The organism is Mammaliicoccus fleurettii, from assembly GCF_002018435.1.
In the GTDB taxonomy this organism is placed as follows: Bacteria; Bacillota; Bacilli; order Staphylococcales; family Staphylococcaceae; genus Mammaliicoccus; species Mammaliicoccus fleurettii.
Map to the genome: position 1 here is coordinate 42761 of NZ_MWJM01000009.1, position 16466 is coordinate 59226.

Below are 16466 nucleotides of genomic sequence, written 5' to 3' on the forward strand. Positions count from 1 at the left end.
ATTCCCATAACAAAACCCTTGCTATCTTTTGTTGATAGCAAGGGTTTTGTGTTATATTTAAATTAGTTAGATACCTTACATATACTTATTAAATGATGGCCGTCATTGGGTAATGTTTATGTCTAAGGTATTTTTTTCGTTTTTATCTTTCATATTTACATCTCCTATTTTAATTTCAATACTTGTCCAATTTGTATCACATCTGATGTTAAGCCGTTTAATTTCTTTAATGTTGCGACTGTCACGCCTGTTTTTTGACTGATTCCCCACAACGTATCTCCTGCTACGACTGTATATGTTGATGGATTACTTCCAATTGCTGCTCCGTGTATTGCTTCTGCTAATGATTTTGTATATGCGCTTAAATTATTTTTAATGGCATTCATATCTTTTGTTGATGTGATGAATCCTAATTCTACAAGTCTATAGTTGATATATTCTGCTTTTGCAACATTACAATTTAATAGGTCACTTCTTTCAGTAATGCCTCGAATTGTGCCGACATGTTTTTGAATTGCTGCTTGTAATGCTTTATCAATGTTATCTGGTGCTAATCCACTTGGAATAATGACATGTCCTCCAGTTGCTGATGCTGATGCTGCGTCTAAATGAAATTCCACTACTATTTCATAACCTTGTGATTTAACCCAATACAGCCCATAATCTGTCTTGTTACCTACTTGTTGTCCATATGCTGTATCTTGATACATGTCTTGGTTTTTACCATATACTGCAACATCATTTCCTGCTTGGCTTAAATAATTAGCTACTCTATCCACAATATTTGCTCTAATAAAATCTCTTTCATTTGTACCATTTCCTACTGCTCCTGGATCATTATACCCATGCCCTGCTACGATCATAATTTTTCTACTCATTTGAACTGCTCCTTTATTTTTAGATTGATCTAATTTTTGATTTAATTTTGTAATATCATATTTTTCTATTGGCATACCACTGCAAACTCTTGTGATTTCATTTGCAATGTTTTCTCCTTTTTGACGTAGTTGAATATGCAAATGTTCACTCATTGGATTGTCATCGTAATTTGAATTACCTTGTAAGCCAATAATATCTCCTTGAATGACTTTATCTCCTTTGGAAAATTTCAAAGAATCTCTTTCCATATGCCCATATATCCAATCATTACCATTGCTATCTCTAATCTCCATTGTTCCACCAAAGTTTCCAAACGGTTCACTGAGAATTACTGTTCCGCTTGCAACTGCAGGAATATTATCTGTCTTATTATTAAATACGTCGAAAGCTCTATGATATCCGCTACAATAAGCATCATAGTTGATACCATCCTCTGTGTAGTTTCTATATCCATATTGCTTTGGATAGTTATCGTACGTTCTTGGATCTGAAGATATTTCCCATCCTTTTTTAGTTAAATAATTTATTGCTGTTAACATTCAATCATCCTCTCAATTTTTATTTCTTACCTGATTGCTTTAAAATCTTTTCCTGTTCCCTAGAGTGATTCGTTAAAATGAATGTATTTTTCCAAATTCCATATAGTACAAATACAATTGGAATACCTGTATTTAATACATTCATCCATGCATTTAACTTTTGAGGATTCAGCCATTCGACTTGAATACCAGAAGCATTTAAAGCTAAGTACAACGCTCCAATAAAACCACCTATCATTGCGATGAACTGTTTAACTTTATCCGGATCAATTTGGATTCCGTTCTCATCTTCTGAATAATTCAAATTAACTTTATCTGTTTTGAAATTCATTTTAACCATGTTTATCACCTCCTTGGTTACACTATAGTATAACTTTTGGTTGACGTCAATAACTTTAGGTTATATTTTTTATTATTTCATTGAAAAAATATAACCAAGAGTTATAATATAAGTATAAATCATATAAGGAGCGGGAAACTTATGGTGTCTGAAAATAAACTCTCTGAACAAATTAGTTTATTAAGAACAAGGAATGGATGGACGCAACAACAATTAGCAGATGAATTACAAGTTTCAAAGCAATCCATTTCATATTGGGAAACAGGTCGTAAAGCACCAAAGATGAAAAAAATAGAAGAAATGGCTAAATTGTTTAATGTAAGTGTGAGTTATATTTTAGATGGGGAAGCTAAAGGGACATATAATTCAACTGCCGAAACAATTGCAGCACATCTAGATGGAGAATTAACTGAAGAAGAATTAAAAAAAGTATTAGAATATGTTGATTTCATAAAACAAAGAAATAAATAAAACATATTTTATACAAAACTTATGGTGGGGATAATTTGAATAGATACGAAAAAACACTTATCAATAATGAACACATCGTCATAAAAGAAACAAATAACCTTCCACATCAATTGAAAGGTTTATATGTAGATGGATTAATTTTATTGAAAGATGATTTATCTAACAAAGAAAAGTTAGAAGTTCTAGGAGAAGAATTGGCCCATCATGATATAACGTATGGCGATATACTTGATACAAATGAATTATGGAAATGGAAATTCGAACATAAAGCAAGAAGATTAGGATTCGAAAAAATCATACCTTTAAAAAGTATAGTCCAAGCATATCAATCAGGTGTTCAAAACAAATTTGAGTTAAGCAATTATTTAGATGTATCGGAAGGATATATTGATGAAGCTTTAGTACATTATAAACAAAAATATGGTTTAAGTACTTGGTATGATCATTATTTAATTAAATTTAATCCACTTCAAGTATTTGAATATAGAGAAATAAATTAACAATAGAGGATGGGACAATAATTTAAAAAGCGCAGAAATTCAATTTCAACATTGAATTTCTGCGCTTTTTCTATAAAGGTTATTCACACTTCTACTGACTTGTGTGAATATGAGTGTCCTTGCTTACACTTCTTCCGACTTGTGTGAACATGACTATCCTTGCTTACACTTCTTCCGACTTGTGTGAACATGACTATCCTTGCTTACACTTCTTTCAACTTGTGTGAATATAACTATCCTTGCTTACACTTCTTCCGACTTGTGTGAACATGACTATCCTTGCTTACACTTCTTTCAACTTGTGTGAATATAGCTACCCTTGCTCACACTTCTTCCGACTTGTGTGAACATGACTATCCTTGCTTACACTTCTTTCAACTTGTGTGAATATAGCTACCCTTGCTTACATTTCTACTGACTTATGTGAATATGACTATCCTTGATTACACTTCTACTGACTTGTGTGAATATAGCTATCCTTGCTCACACTTCTTCCGACTTGTGTGAATATAAGCGTGCTATGACTAAGTAGATGACTGGATGGGACGACGAAATCTTTTTGAAAATTAGATTTCTGTCCTACTCCCTATTAACTACCACTCTGCTATACTTCCATCTTTATGTCTCCATATAGGATTATGCCAGTCATGACCTTGCTTAGCCATTTCTCTAACATGTTCTTCATCTATTTCGACACCTAGTCCTGGATTTTTAGGGATATCCACATACCCATCTTTAAATTCAAACACTTCTTTATTTTTAATATAATCTAAAATATCACTATCTTTATTGTAATGAATTCCAAGACTTTGTTCTTGAATAAAAGCATTATGGCATGTTGCATCTACTTGTAAACAAGATGCTAATGCTATCGGACCTAGTGGACAGTGTGGTGCTGCTCCTACGTCATATGCTTCAGCCATAGAAATAATTTTTTTACATTCAGTAATACCACCTGCATGAGATAAATCAGGTTGTATAATATCTACATAGCCACTTTCTAATATTGGCTTAAAGTCCCATCTTGAAAAAAGTCTCTCTCCTAATGCTATTGGAATTGTTGTAGTTTGACTAATTTCTCTTACTGCTTCTATATTTTCACTTAAAACTGGTTCTTCAATAAACATTGGCTTGAATTGTTCCAATTCTTTAGCTAATACTTTAGCCATTGGTCTATGAACTCTCCCATGAAAATCAATACCGATTCCTAATTGATTACCAACCGCTTCTCTAATGCTAGCTACACGTTCTATTACACTATCTATTTTTTCATAACTATCTACATATTGTAATTCTTCTGTTGCATTCATTTTAATTGCTTCAAAACCATTATCATGTGCTTTTTTTGCTGCCATAGATGTATCTTGAGGTCTATCTCCGCCAATCCAAGAATAAACTTTCATAGATTCTCTACACGCACCACCTAGTAGTTCGTGTACAGGTGCATTATGATATTTACCTTTAATATCCCATAGTGCTTGATCAATTCCAGAGATTGCACTCATTAATATGGGACCACCTCTATAAAAGCTACTTCTATACATCATATTCCAATGATTTTCTATATTTAATGGATTCTTGCCTATTAATTGTTGCATAAATTCATCTACTGCTGCCCCAACAGTACTCGCTTTACCTTCAATTACAGGTTCTCCCCATCCAACAATGCCTTCATCAGTCGTGATTTTTAAAAACAACCAACGAGGTGGTACTTGAAACAATTCATAATCAATTATTTTCATATTATGCACGTCCTTTTTCAGAATTTACTTTGTTATAAAATGATTGCGCAGTTTTTTCTAAATCATCATAATATCCATCGGTAATTTCGACTTTAGTATTTACTAAAGCACTTCCTAGCCCAACACCAACTGCACCGGCTTTAATAAAATCTTCAACATTATTTAAATCTACCCCACCTGTTGGTAAAAGTGGAATATGTGGTAATGGACCTTGTAAATCTTTAATATATTGTGGACCCATCGTAGTAGTTGGGAATACTTTAATGATATCTCCACCATATTCATACGCTTCTAATATTTCAGTAGGTGTTAATGCTCCTGGAATACTAACTGCACCATATTTCTTGCTCATTCTAATTGTATCTTTATTAACTGTTGGAGATAAGATGAATGTAGCACCATTTAATATCGCTAATCTTGCAGATTCAGCATCTAATACTGTACCTGCTCCAACGACTACTTTTCCTTTCATTTCATTAGCTATTAACTCTATTGATTCTAGAGCTTTAGGCGAATTCATTGTAACTTCTATTGCCCTAACTCCTGCTTTATATAACGTTTTAACAATAGGTAAAATATTATTTGGATCTGCATTTCTTAAAATTGCAATGAGCTTAGTTTCTTTTATAATTTTTAAAGTATCCATTATAATTACTCCTTATCTGATTACATCATCAGTAATCTTTGTATTTTTCATTTTTTCGATTTCTTCTTTACTTGGCAATCCTTCAACATCACCTTTAACAGTAGTCACAAGTGCTCCTGCATTACATGCTTGTTCGACAGCCTGATGAATAGACAATCCATCAATATAACCCGCTATAAATCCAGCTGCAAATCCATCACCTGCACCAACCGGATCAACAACTTCAATCTTTTTTGAAGCTGTTGCATATCCAGCATAATTTTCATTATGATAATATGCACCTTTGCTCCCTAGTTTCACTACAACAGTAGATGCACCATGTTCTATAATATTCTGAGCAATCTTTTCTTCAGACTTCTCATTAAACAAAAATTCACCTTCGCTAATTCCAGGTAACACAATATCACTTAATGAAATCATTTTTAATAGGGTTTCTCGAGCTTCATCTTCACTCCATAATTTAAGCCTCAAATTAGGATCAAATATAATTTTCAAGTTTAGTTCTTTTGCTATAGATATTAAATGGAATGTTGTCTCTTTACAGCTTTCACTTAGTGCTGGTGTAATACCAGTAACATATAAATATTTAAACTTTGCTATATAATCTTTATCTATATTTGAATTTGTCATGAGACTTGCAGCAGAACCTTTTCTATAATAATGTACACGTGTTTGATCTTGACGTACTTTTTCTTTAAGAAAGATACCAGTAGGTGCATCTTCTATTAATTGAACTGCATCAACATTAATGCCTTCACCTCTTACAAATGAAAGTATTTTATGTCCTAGTTCATCATTTCCAAGTTGACTAATCCATCCTGTTTTTATATCTAACTTTTCTAAGCCAATGAGCGTATTTGTCTCAGCTCCTGCTATATGAGTTGTAAAGCTGTGTGCGTAACGCATAGGACCAACTTCATTCGGAGAAAAAACTACCATCGTTTCACCAATAGATAAAACATCCATTATTTCCTCACTCCTTTAACTTAATAACCTTCTGCATTATATAATCTAGCTGACAATCCACCATCTATAACTAAGTGTTCACCTGTCATCATTTCCGAATCATCAGAAGCTAAATATTGTGCTAATTTGCCGATATCTTCAGGCTCATTTATTCTTGAAGTAGCATGTAAATCTAACACACCTTTTCTTACTTCATCTTCATTGTCCATTGAATCAAACCAATTTTTTAAATGTGAAGTATTTGTAAAACCAGGACAAATGGCATTAACTCGTATATTATATTTACCTAAACTTAGTGCCATACCTCGTGTCATGCCATTTACGCCACCTTTCGCAGCTGCATACATATCAGTATCAGGTAAAGTTGCAATCGAATGATTAGAAGAGATATTGATAATTGAACCTCCTCCTTGCTTTTTCATTTCTGGAATAACGTATTTTGTACAAAGAAACGTACCTCTCAAATCAATATTAATAATAGAATCCCAATCTTCTACAGTAGCTTCTTCTATTGATTTAAACACCGTAATTCCGGCATTATTTACGAGTGTATTAATCTGTCCATATTGTTTAACTGTTTCTTTAACCATATTTATAATACTTTCTTCTTTTGAAACATCTGTTTCAATAAAATAAGCTTCTCCACCGCTCTGTTTGATTTCTTCAGCTGTTTCTTTCCCAAAATCTGAATCTATAGTCGCTACTACTACTTTCGCACCTTTGCTCCCTAATTGTTTAGCGATTCCTTTTCCGATTCCTTTTCCAGAACCTGTGACAATTGCAACTTGTTCATTTAAATTACTCATTATGACTCCTCCTTGAATTTATTTATTTGGTCTTGGTAAAGAGAATATATCTTCAACGATTAAAGATGCTGCACCAATAGTGTATAAATCATCTCCTAAAGCTGAAGTAATGATTGGTGTATGTTTAGCTTCTTCACCCATTACTTTTAATTGAATCACTTCTTTTATAATAGGTATTAATGCATCACTTATTTTAGTTAAACTACCACCAAGAACTATAAATCTTGGTCCAAATAAGTTAATTAAAATAGTGAATCCTAACCCGAGATTTCTTGCAACTTCGTGCGCAATATTTATGCAAAATTCATCACCTTTATTTACTGCAATATAAAAATCATCGATGGTTAAGTCTTCAATGTTATCCTTTTGATTTAAAATATTGCTTTTCTCACCTATTTTTAATTTGCGTTTTACTTTTTTTAAAATAGCTGTTTCAGAAGTTAAAGTTTCTAAACATCCATAATTTCCACATGAACACAAAGGACCATCAGGATCTATCGTTATATGACCAACCTGCCCTGTAACATGATGACTCCCTTTAAAAATAGAACCATTGTTGATAATGCTTGCACCAACTCCATAGTCAACAATTACTGAAATGAAATTACTTTCATCTTTACCTTGTCCAAACCACATTTCTGCTAGTGCTGCACTATTACAGTCATTATCAATTAAGACTTTTAATTGTGTAATCTTTTCTAATATTGATTTAATCTGTACATTTCTCCAACCTAAATTAGGAGCAAATATATTTTCACCTTTTTCAGTATCAACGAGTCCATGCATGCCTACACCGATACCAAGTACTTCAATTTGATTTGCTTTATATCTTTCAGTAATTAAATTAATTTGATTTCCTAAATACTCAATCATCTCATTTGGATTTTTATGTACATCCATTTCAATTGCTATCTCATTTAATATCTCTGCCTTTAAATTGTTAACAATAACCATAGTAGAATATGCACCAATTTCTAAACCAATTATGACTTTCTTCTCTTTATTAATATCTAGAGGAATAGGTTGTCTTCCTCTTACTTTTACTTCAGAGGATTTTTCTTCAATCCATTGCTCTTCAATTAATATTGAAACAATTTCTGAAACTGATGGCCGAGATAAGTCAATTCTATTGGCAACCTCGACTCTAGATATAGGTCCATGCTTTTGAATAGTTCTTAATACAAGTTGTTTATTATAATCTTTCATCAAATTCACATTAATCCTTGATGATTGCTTCATAACAGTCCTCCTCACCTTAAATAAGTAATGTGCAATAACTATATAATTGATTTATTTTGAAATAAAACTTGATTTTATAATTGAAAAGGCTTACATTTATAATTAAATCAGATTATTTAGATAATTACAACCTTTTAGTTATTTAGAATAATTAAATCTGGTTTTGAAATAAATTATTCCTCGAATAGTTTTAGTTATTCGAAGTTCTTATTCAAAATATTTGGAGGTAATAGGATGGAAGCAAGCAATTATCGAACAAAGTTAATATTCTTTCTTGGTGCATTAGGTGGTTTGCTTTATGGATATGACACTGGCGTTATTTCTGGCGCTTTACTATTTATAAAAAATGATATTCCACTAACAAACTTTACCGAAGGACTTGTTGTAAGTTCCATGTTAGTTGGTGCAATATTCGGTTCGGGCGCAAGTGGACCTTTATCAGACAAACTCGGGAGAAGAAAGCTAGTATTTATAATAGCTATCGTATTTATACTTGGTGCTTTAATACTTTCATTTGCACAATCAATGGTCATACTTGTTATCGGTAGATTCATCATTGGTTTAGCAGTCGGAGGCTCTACAGCAATCGTACCAGTGTACCTTTCAGAAATGGCACCAACAGATACAAGAGGTTCACTTAGCTCGTTAAATCAACTTATGATTACAATAGGAATTTTAGCATCATATTTAGTAAACTATGCTTTCGCTGATGCTGAGGCATGGAGATGGATGGTAGGTTTAGCTGTTGTACCATCTATTATTCTTATGGCTGGTGTTTACTTTATGCCAGAAAGTCCAAGATGGTTACTTGAGCATAGAAGTGAAAAAGCAGCTAGAAAAGTTATGGCTATAACACGACAACAATCTGAAATCGATAAAGAAATAGATGAAATGAAAGAAATTATTCATATATCAGAAAGCACATGGACAGTATTGAAATCTGTGTGGTTAAGACCTGTACTACTCATTGGCTGTATATTTGCTTTATTACAACAAATAATCGGTATCAATGCTATCATTTATTACGCTCCTACTATCTTTAGTCAAGCAGGTTTAGGAGATGCAACTGCAATTTTAGGTACAGTAGGAATTGGTTCTGTTAATGTGATAGTTACCATTTTTGCGATTATGATTATGGATAAAATTGATCGTAAAAAACTACTCATTACAGGGAATATCGGTATGGTTAGTTCATTACTTATAATGGCAACACTAGTATGGACAATCGGTCTAGACTCCACAGTCGGTGCTTGGATAATCGTAACATGCTTAACAATGTTTATTATTTTCTTCGCATTCACATGGGGACCTATTTTATGGATTGTTCTACCAGAATTATTCCCTATGAGAGCACGAGGTGCAGCAACAGGAATTGCAACATTATCATTATCAATTGGTAGTTTATTAGTCGCTCAATTATTCCCGATACTCACGTCAGTAATGGGTATTGAACAAGTATTCTTGATTTTCGCAGCAATCGGAATATTAGCAATGATATTCGTTATAAAATACATTCCTGAAACAAGAGGACGTAGTTTAGAAGAAATTGAAGTAGATTTAAGAAACAGAACATCTTCAGCAACATTATCTGAAATAGATTAAAAATAAAACACCCAATCCGTAGTATTTCTTTCGGATTGAGTGTTATTTATTTTAATAAAATTGTATTACTGTAGTCGTTAATGATTAACCAATTGAACCTTCCATTTCAAATTTGATTAGGCGGTTCATTTCTACAGCGTATTCCATTGGTAATTCTTTTGTAAATGGTTCAATGAAGCCCATTACGATCATTTCAGTAGCTTCTTCTTCTGAAATACCACGGCTCATTAAGTAGAATAATTGTTCTTCAGATACTTTAGAAACTTTCGCTTCGTGTTCCAATGAAATGTTATCATTCATAATTTCATTATAAGGAATTGTATCTGAAGTAGATTCATTATCCATAATTAATGTATCACATTCAATGTTTGAACGAGCACCTGTAGCTTTACGGCCAAAGTGTACTTGTCCACGGTAAACAACTTTACCGCCATTTTTAGAAATTGATTTAGATACAATTGTTGATGAAGTGTTTGGCGCTTTATGAATCATTTTAGCACCAGCATCTTGTACTTGTCCTTTACCTGCAAGTGCGATAGATAAAGTCATACCTCTAGCGCCTTCTTCAAGTAAGAAACAAGATGGATATTTCATCGTTAATTTAGAACCTAAGTTACCATCGATCCATTCCATCGTACCATTCTCATAAACAAATGTACGTTTTGTAACTAAGTTATAAACATTATTTGCCCAGTTTTGAATAGTTGTATAACGACAGTATGCATCTTTTTTAACAATAATTTCAACTACAGCTGAGTGTAGTGAATTTGTTGAGTAAACAGGTGCTGTACAACCTTCAACATAGTGTACTGAAGAACCTTCGTCAGCAATGATTAATGTTCTTTCAAATTGACCCATATTTTCAGAGTTAATTCTGAAGTACGCTTGAAGTGGTGTTTCAAGTTTTACACCTTTTGGTACATAAATGAATGATCCACCTGACCATACTGCTGAGTTCAATGCTGAGAATTTATTATCAGCAGCTGGAATTACAGTTGCGAAATATTCTTTAAATAAATCTTCATTTTCACGTAATGCTGAATCTGTGTCTTTGAAGATAATTCCTTGATCTTCTAAGTCTTGTTCCATATTATGGTAAACAACTTCTGATTCATATTGTGCTGATACACCCGCAAGATATTTTTGTTCTGCTTCAGGTATACCTAATTTATCGAAAGTATTTTTAATTTCTTCTGGAACTTCATCCCATGAACGTTCTGAACGTTCTGAAGGTTTTACATAATATGTGATTTCATCAAAGTTTAATTCTGTTAAATCCCCACCCCACATTGGCATAGGCATTTTGTAAAATTGTTTTAATGATTTCAAACGAAAATCAAGCATCCATTGTGGCTCGTCTTTCATTTCAGATATTTTTTTAACGATTTCTTCTGTTAAACCTCTACCTGAACGGAAAATAGAAACATCTTCATCATGGAAGCCATATTTATAATCTCCAACTTCTGGTGATTTTTTAGCCATTTTCTTCACTCCTCTATTATAATAGCGTTCGCCCATTGTTCAAAAGTTACGCGTTATCTTGCTCTTTTGTTCCTTTTTCAAATGCTTTCCAAGCTAATGTTGCGCATTTAATACGTGCTGGGAACTTAGACACTCCTGATAGAGCTTCAATGTCGCCCATTTCTTCATTGATATCGTAAGATTCTCCAAGCATCATATTTGAAAATTCTTTGCTCATTGCTAAAGCTTCTTCGATTGAATGACCTTTTACTGCTTCAGTCATCATTGATGCACTAGACATTGAAATAGAGCAACCTTCACCTTCAAACTTAGCATCTTTAATAACATTATCTTCAACATCTAATGTTAAGCGGATGCGGTCACCACAAGTAGGGTTGTTCATATCTATTGTTAAAGATCCATCTTCAAGAACACCTTTATTACGAGGATTCTTGTAATGATCCATAATGACAGAACGGTATAGTTGATCTAAGTTATTAAAATTCATAAGAGAAAAACTCCTTCGCTCCATTAAGTGCCTGAATTAACTGGTCAACATCTTCAGTAGTATTATAAATATAGAAGCTTGCTCGTGCTGTTGAAGATTGGTTTAACCATTTCATTAATGGTTGCGCACAATGATGCCCCGCTCTTACAGCGACACCTTCAGAATCTAGTGCAGTCGCTAAATCATGTGGATGTACACCTTCTACATTAAATGTTATTAGCCCTGCTCTTTTGTCAGGGGCTGGTCCATAAATATCTAATCCATCGATTTTAGACATTTCATTGTATGCATAACTAACTAAATCATACTCATGCTGATGAATGTTATCCATTCCGATAGAATCAATATATCTTATAGCTTCAGCTAAGGCAATTGCTTCAGCAATAAGAGGTGTTCCTGCTTCAAATTTAGTTGGTAAGTCTGTCCATGTTGCATCTTCTAATCCAACAAAGTCAATCATATCTCCACCAAATTCAATAGGTTCCATCTTATCTAATAAATTACGCTTACCATATAAGACACCTATTCCAGTAGGACCTAACATTTTATGTCCACTAAAGCTAAAGAAGTCCACATCTAAATCTTGAACATCAACATTCATATGTGGTGCTGACTGTGCACCATCAACTGCTATAACAGCATTATGATTATGCGCAACTTCAGCAATATACTTCACATCATTTATCGTTCCTAATACATTTGATACATGAGTTACTGCAACAATTTTTGTATTATCATTTATCGTGTTATCGATGGCTTCTTTTTCAAGTTCGCCACTTTCTGACATCGGAATAAATTTAAGCTTTGCACCAGTTCTTTTAGCCAATTGTTGCCAAGGTACGATATTAGCATGATGTTCCATTTGTGTAACAACAATTTCATCACCTTCTGAAACATTTGCGTCACCATAACTATGTGCAACTAAATTGATTGCTGTTGTTGTACCTCTTGTAAAAACAACTTCTTCAAAATACTGTGCGTTTATAAATCTTCTAACTGTTTCACGCGCTTTTTCGTAAGCATCTGTAGCAAGCGTTCCAAGTGTATGCACACCACGATGAACATTTGAATTATAGCGATTGTAATAATCTACTATACTATTCGTTACTTGCGTAGGTGTTTGACTTGTGGCTGATGAATCTAAGTACACGAGTCTACTACCGTTAACTTGTTGCTCTAATATTGGAAAATCTTTTATAATTTTTTCTACATTAAATGTTGATTCGGCCACATTATCAGACCTTTCTGTGCCTTTATTTATATTTGTGTTGTTACTTTAAGTTCGATAACATCACGTAATTGACGTTTTACGTCTTCAATTGGCAATGCAGATACAACTGGGTCTAGGAAACCGTGAATAACTAAGCGCTCTGCTTCTTCACGAGAAATACCTCTACTCATCAAGTAGTATAATTGGGTTGGATCTACTCTACCTACTGAAGCTGCATGTCCAGCTGTTACATCATCTTCATCAATAAGTAAAATTGGGTTTGCATCTCCACGTGCTTTTTCAGATAACATAAGAACACGAGATTCTTGTTGTGCATCTGCTTTAGTACCACCATGTTTAATGTAACCAACACCATTGAAGATAGATGAAGAACTATCTTTCATAACGCCGTGTTTCAAGATATGTCCGATTGATTCTTTACCATATTGAATGATTTGTGTTGTAAAGTTTTGTTTTTGTTCTCCACGACCTACTACTACTGTTTTTAGGTTACAGTTTGAACGGTCACCCATTAAATAAGTAGTGTTGTCATTGATTGTACTACCATCATTCATTAAGCCTAATGCCCAATCAATTGTTGCATCAGCATCAGCTGTGCCACGACGAATAATATGTCCAGTAAAATCTTTATCCATGAAATCAACTGTACCATAAGTGATATTTGAGTTAGCTCCAGCTATAACTTCAGAAACAATATTTAACTGACCTTTATTTGAAGATACAGTAGATAAATAGTTCTCAACGTAAGTTATTTCAGCACTTTCTTCAGTTACGATAATCGCATGGTTGAAGAAGCTCGCATCGCTATCATCATGAAGTACTACATATTGTACTGGATCTTTAACGACAACATTTTTTGGTACGTATACGAAGACACCACCATTTACTAATGCTGCGTGAAGTGCAGTTAATCTATGCTCATCTACTTTAACAGCATCTGTCATGAAGTATTTTTGCACTAAATCACTATTTTCAATTAAAGCTGTTTTTAAGTCTTTAATTACAACACCTTTTTCAATTAATTTTTCGTCTACTTTAGTAAAAGCAGGCGTATTATTATGTTGAACAATTAAGTTTGTTGCATTTTCAGTATCGATAATTTTTTGTACTGATTCAGGTAAACTTTCAATTGAATCGAATGTATCACTTTCAACTACATGAGTGTTAAAAGTATCAAAATTCCATCTATCAATTTTAGTTTTGTCTGGTTTAGGCATTTCTAATTTATCTAAATTTTGAAAACTTTCTTTTCTTAAATCAGTCATCCATTGTGGTTCGTTCTGAGATGCTGAATAATTAACGATGTCTTCAATGTTAATATTTAACTTTGTTTCAGTTGCCATTTATACTCCTCCTACTTGACTATAATTCTTATATATTATTCAGCGTTGATTGTTTCGTCTTCAATATTAAGTTCGTCTTTAATCCACTCGTAACCTTCTTCTTCAAGACGTCTCGCTAATTCTTCGCCACCTGATTTTACAACGCGACCTTGCATCATAACGTGTACGAAGTCTGGTGTAATATAATTTAATAGTCTTTGATAGTGAGTAATAATTAAGCAACCAAAGTCTTCACCGCGCATTTTGTTGATACCTTTTGATACAACTTTTAAAGCGTCAATATCTAAACCTGAGTCAATTTCATCTAAGATAGCAAACTTAGGTTCTAACATCATTAATTGAAGAATTTCATTACGTTTCTTCTCACCGCCAGAGAAACCTTCGTTAAGGTATCTTTGAGCCATGTCTTGATCCATTTCTAATAGATCCATTTCTTTATCTAATTTCTTAATGAATTGCATTAAGTTAATTTCGTCGCCTTCTTCACGTTTAGCATTTATAGCAGAACGTAAGAAATCAGCATTTGTTACACCAGAAATTTCTGATGGATATTGCATAGCTAGGAATAAACCAGCTTGAGCACGTTCATCAACTTCCATTTCTAATACATTTTCACCATCTAAAAGGATTTCACCTTTAGTTACTTCATATTTAGGGTGTCCCATAATAGCAGAAGATAAAGTTGATTTACCAGTACCATTTGGTCCCATTATTGCGTGAATTTCACCTTGTTGTATTGTTAAATCTACACCTTTAAGAATTTCCTTGCCTTCGATTTCTACGTGTAAATCTTTGATTTCTAATTTTGATGCCATATTATTTTTTCCCTCCAGAGAATTTATTCACATTTAAAAAAGATAACCCTACATTATCTTTTCTAGTTTATAATAATTTTAATCTAACGTCAAAGTTTGTTATGATTCTTTACCCTTCACATTATAACGTAGTTACTAAGTCAATTAAACACTTTCGCTCAATTTATATAGAAGAAACGCTTCATAAATAACATTTTTCTGAAAAGTCTTTCAAATGATAATCATTTCAATCTATTCTCATTTTATGTAAAATCTATTTGAATGGCTTAAGAAGGCTATTTAGGAAAATGTATATTATAATGATGTTAAATAAAATTTAAAATACGGAAAGGAAGTCCAAATGAAACGCTATGAACAATTTGCATTTGTAATAAGTGCGATATGTGCTTTTATATTATTATTAAATTTAGTAGGCGTCATAAATATAAGTAGTTTATACAACACACTTTTAACCGCATTGACAATTGCTAGTATCGCTACATTTAATGTAAGAAACTATAGATCAATAAAATTAAAAGAGCATCTAGCCGAATAGCTAGATGCTCTTTTAATATATTTATTTTGCTGAAATTACTGCACCATCATATTTTTTATCGATGAAGTCTTTAATTTCTTTTGATTGTAATACTTTTATTAACGCTTTGATTTTCTTATCGTCTTTGTGTCCTTTTTGTACTGCGATAAGGTTAGCGTAAGGTGATTCTTTACCTTCTACTGCGATTGAATCTTTTATTGGATTTAATCCTTGTTCAATTGCAAAGTTAGAATTGATAATTGTAGCGTCACCTTCGTTTGCTTGATAAGATTTCGGTAAGAATTCTGCTGATTGTTTGTTGTTGAATTTAATATTTTTCTTATTTTCAGTAATGTCATCGAATGTTGCATCTATTGGATCAACGCCGTCTTTAATTTTGATTAATCCTGCTTTTTCAAAGAATGCTAAAAATCTTCCTTCTTCTGCTGGGTTATTTGAAACGTATACTGTAGCATTTTTCGGTAAGTCTTTTAATTCTTTATATTTTTTAGAATAAACTGCCATTGGTTCTAAGTGTACATTTCCTGCAGACTCAATTTTATATCCTTTTTCTTTAGATTCAGTATCTAAATAAGGTGTATGTTGGAAGAAGTTTGCATCAAGTTCACCTTTATCTAATAATTTGTTAGGTGTTGTGTAATCGTTAATTGTTTTAATTTCTAAATCATAACCTTCTTTTTTAAGAAGTGGCTTTGCTTCTTCTAATATTTCAGCGTGTGGTGCTGGTGATGCACCTATTTTAATTGTTTCTTTTTTACCGTTGTCATCGCCGCTTCCTCCACCACATGCAACTAGCACTACTGCTAATAGTGAAATGAATAATAAACCAAAAACTTTTTTCAT

17 protein-coding genes are annotated in these 16466 nt (G+C 32.9%); 4 read left to right on the plus strand and 13 right to left on the minus strand.

Going from position 1 to position 16466, the window contains the following annotated elements:
• Positions 1 to 164: 164 nt before the first annotated feature.
• Both B2G86_RS08610 and B2G86_RS08615 read right to left on the minus strand, forming a co-directional pair.
• Positions 165 to 1418 (minus strand): N-acetylmuramoyl-L-alanine amidase, encoded by a 1254-nt coding sequence (locus tag B2G86_RS08610; RefSeq protein WP_078357696.1) that lies wholly within the window; start codon positions 1416 to 1418, stop codon positions 165 to 167.
• 19 nt (positions 1419 to 1437) lie between these two features.
• The gene (locus tag B2G86_RS08615; RefSeq protein WP_078357697.1) at positions 1438 to 1758 is read right to left on the minus strand and encodes a phage holin; all 321 of its coding nucleotides are present in this window, start codon (positions 1756 to 1758) and stop codon (positions 1438 to 1440) included.
• Positions 1759 to 1899: 141 nt separating this feature from the next.
• Between B2G86_RS08615 and B2G86_RS08620 the strand changes: the two genes are divergently transcribed.
• Together B2G86_RS08620 and B2G86_RS08625 are read left to right on the plus strand one after the other, a co-directional pair.
• Complete coding sequence (locus B2G86_RS08620) at positions 1900 to 2229, plus strand: helix-turn-helix transcriptional regulator (protein WP_078357698.1); 330 nt, start codon at positions 1900 to 1902, stop codon at positions 2227 to 2229.
• Between the two features lie 35 nt (positions 2230 to 2264).
• Entirely contained in the window at positions 2265 to 2729 is a 465-nt protein-coding gene (locus B2G86_RS08625) for an ImmA/IrrE family metallo-endopeptidase (protein ID WP_078357699.1), read from the plus strand.
• A 593-nt stretch (positions 2730 to 3322) separates the two neighbouring features.
• Here B2G86_RS08625 and dgoD read toward each other — a convergent pair.
• The 5 genes from dgoD to B2G86_RS08650 are packed head-to-tail and all read right to left on the minus strand — an operon-like array spanning position 3323 to position 8128.
• A complete protein-coding gene (gene dgoD, locus B2G86_RS08630; protein ID WP_078357700.1) occupies positions 3323 to 4471 on the minus strand; it encodes a galactonate dehydratase in 1149 nt (382 codons plus the stop codon).
• A 1-nt stretch (position 4472) separates the two neighbouring features.
• The gene (locus tag B2G86_RS08635) at positions 4473 to 5117 is read right to left on the minus strand and encodes a bifunctional 4-hydroxy-2-oxoglutarate aldolase/2-dehydro-3-deoxy-phosphogluconate aldolase (protein ID WP_078357701.1); all 645 of its coding nucleotides are present in this window, start codon (positions 5115 to 5117) and stop codon (positions 4473 to 4475) included.
• A gap of 12 nt (positions 5118 to 5129) precedes the next feature.
• Positions 5130 to 6083 (minus strand): sugar kinase, encoded by a 954-nt coding sequence (locus B2G86_RS08640; RefSeq protein ID WP_078357702.1) that lies wholly within the window; start codon positions 6081 to 6083, stop codon positions 5130 to 5132.
• Between the two features lie 20 nt (positions 6084 to 6103).
• Positions 6104 to 6889 carry an SDR family NAD(P)-dependent oxidoreductase gene (locus B2G86_RS08645; protein WP_078357703.1) on the minus strand — a complete coding sequence of 262 codons (786 nt, stop codon included), beginning with the start codon at positions 6887 to 6889 and terminating at the stop codon, positions 6104 to 6106.
• Between the two features lie 18 nt (positions 6890 to 6907).
• The gene (locus B2G86_RS08650; protein ID WP_078357704.1) at positions 6908 to 8128 is read right to left on the minus strand and encodes an ROK family transcriptional regulator; all 1221 of its coding nucleotides are present in this window, start codon (positions 8126 to 8128) and stop codon (positions 6908 to 6910) included.
• A gap of 234 nt (positions 8129 to 8362) precedes the next feature.
• Here B2G86_RS08650 and glcP point away from each other — a divergent pair, with 234 nt between their 5' ends.
• Positions 8363 to 9730: a glucose transporter GlcP gene (gene glcP / locus B2G86_RS08655; RefSeq protein ID WP_078357705.1), complete on the plus strand. Its 1368-nt coding sequence runs from the start codon at positions 8363 to 8365 to the stop codon at positions 9728 to 9730.
• A gap of 84 nt (positions 9731 to 9814) precedes the next feature.
• Here the strand turns inward: glcP and sufB are convergent, their stop codons facing one another.
• From sufB to sufC, 5 genes are read right to left on the minus strand one after another with little or no spacing between them, the layout of a single operon-like run.
• Positions 9815 to 11212 (minus strand): Fe-S cluster assembly protein SufB, encoded by a 1398-nt coding sequence (gene sufB, locus B2G86_RS08660; RefSeq protein WP_078357706.1) that lies wholly within the window; start codon positions 11210 to 11212, stop codon positions 9815 to 9817.
• A 46-nt stretch (positions 11213 to 11258) separates the two neighbouring features.
• The gene (gene sufU / locus B2G86_RS08665) at positions 11259 to 11699 is read right to left on the minus strand and encodes a Fe-S cluster assembly sulfur transfer protein SufU (protein WP_078357707.1); all 441 of its coding nucleotides are present in this window, start codon (positions 11697 to 11699) and stop codon (positions 11259 to 11261) included.
• Positions 11689 to 12960, minus strand: coding sequence for a cysteine desulfurase (locus B2G86_RS08670; protein ID WP_174221883.1), 1272 nt, complete (start codon positions 12958 to 12960; stop codon positions 11689 to 11691). The genes sufU and B2G86_RS08670 overlap by 11 nt, the downstream gene beginning before the upstream one ends.
• Positions 12957 to 14273, minus strand: coding sequence for a Fe-S cluster assembly protein SufD (gene sufD / locus B2G86_RS08675; protein WP_078357709.1), 1317 nt, complete (start codon positions 14271 to 14273; stop codon positions 12957 to 12959). The genes B2G86_RS08670 and sufD overlap by 4 nt, the downstream gene beginning before the upstream one ends.
• Positions 14274 to 14308: 35 nt before the next feature.
• Positions 14309 to 15088, minus strand: a complete 780-nt coding sequence (gene sufC, locus B2G86_RS08680; RefSeq protein WP_078357710.1) for a Fe-S cluster assembly ATPase SufC — start codon at positions 15086 to 15088, stop codon at positions 14309 to 14311.
• A gap of 340 nt (positions 15089 to 15428) precedes the next feature.
• Here sufC and B2G86_RS08685 point away from each other — a divergent pair, with 340 nt between their 5' ends.
• Positions 15429 to 15623 carry a hypothetical protein gene (locus tag B2G86_RS08685; RefSeq protein WP_078357711.1) on the plus strand — a complete coding sequence of 65 codons (195 nt, stop codon included), beginning with the start codon at positions 15429 to 15431 and terminating at the stop codon, positions 15621 to 15623.
• A 21-nt stretch (positions 15624 to 15644) separates the two neighbouring features.
• On the opposite strand, the gene B2G86_RS08690 is transcribed toward B2G86_RS08685, so the two are convergent.
• On the minus strand, positions 15645 to 16466 hold the full coding sequence (locus B2G86_RS08690; RefSeq protein WP_078357750.1) for a MetQ/NlpA family ABC transporter substrate-binding protein: 822 nt from the start codon (positions 16464 to 16466) through the stop codon (positions 15645 to 15647).

What these genes read in the sequence shown, in the direction of transcription:
- B2G86_RS08610 (WP_078357696.1), bottom strand. Translation starts at nt 1,418, where the DNA reads ATGTTAACAGCAATAAATTATTTAACTAAAAAAGGATGGGAAATATCT.
- B2G86_RS08615 (WP_078357697.1), bottom strand. Translation starts at nt 1,758, where the DNA reads ATGGTTAAAATGAATTTCAAAACAGATAAAGTTAATTTGAATTATTCA.
- B2G86_RS08620 (WP_078357698.1), top strand. Translation starts at nt 1,900, where the DNA reads ATGGTGTCTGAAAATAAACTCTCTGAACAAATTAGTTTATTAAGAACA.
- dgoD (WP_078357700.1), bottom strand. Translation starts at nt 4,471, where the DNA reads ATGAAAATAATTGATTATGAATTGTTTCAAGTACCACCTCGTTGGTTG.
- B2G86_RS08635 (WP_078357701.1), bottom strand. Translation starts at nt 5,117, where the DNA reads ATGGATACTTTAAAAATTATAAAAGAAACTAAGCTCATTGCAATTTTA.
- B2G86_RS08640 (WP_078357702.1), bottom strand. Translation starts at nt 6,083, where the DNA reads ATGGATGTTTTATCTATTGGTGAAACGATGGTAGTTTTTTCTCCGAAT.
- B2G86_RS08645 (WP_078357703.1), bottom strand. Translation starts at nt 6,889, where the DNA reads ATGAGTAATTTAAATGAACAAGTTGCAATTGTCACAGGTTCTGGAAAA.
- B2G86_RS08650 (WP_078357704.1), bottom strand. Translation starts at nt 8,128, where the DNA reads ATGAAGCAATCATCAAGGATTAATGTGAATTTGATGAAAGATTATAAT.
- glcP (WP_078357705.1), top strand. Translation starts at nt 8,363, where the DNA reads ATGGAAGCAAGCAATTATCGAACAAAGTTAATATTCTTTCTTGGTGCA.
- sufB (WP_078357706.1), bottom strand. Translation starts at nt 11,212, where the DNA reads ATGGCTAAAAAATCACCAGAAGTTGGAGATTATAAATATGGCTTCCAT.
- sufU (WP_078357707.1), bottom strand. Translation starts at nt 11,699, where the DNA reads ATGAATTTTAATAACTTAGATCAACTATACCGTTCTGTCATTATGGAT.
- sufD (WP_078357709.1), bottom strand. Translation starts at nt 14,273, where the DNA reads ATGGCAACTGAAACAAAGTTAAATATTAACATTGAAGACATCGTTAAT.
- sufC (WP_078357710.1), bottom strand. Translation starts at nt 15,088, where the DNA reads ATGGCATCAAAATTAGAAATCAAAGATTTACACGTAGAAATCGAAGGC.
- B2G86_RS08685 (WP_078357711.1), top strand. Translation starts at nt 15,429, where the DNA reads ATGAAACGCTATGAACAATTTGCATTTGTAATAAGTGCGATATGTGCT.
- B2G86_RS08690 (WP_078357750.1), bottom strand. Translation starts at nt 16,466, where the DNA reads ATGAAAAAAGTTTTTGGTTTATTATTCATTTCACTATTAGCAGTAGTG.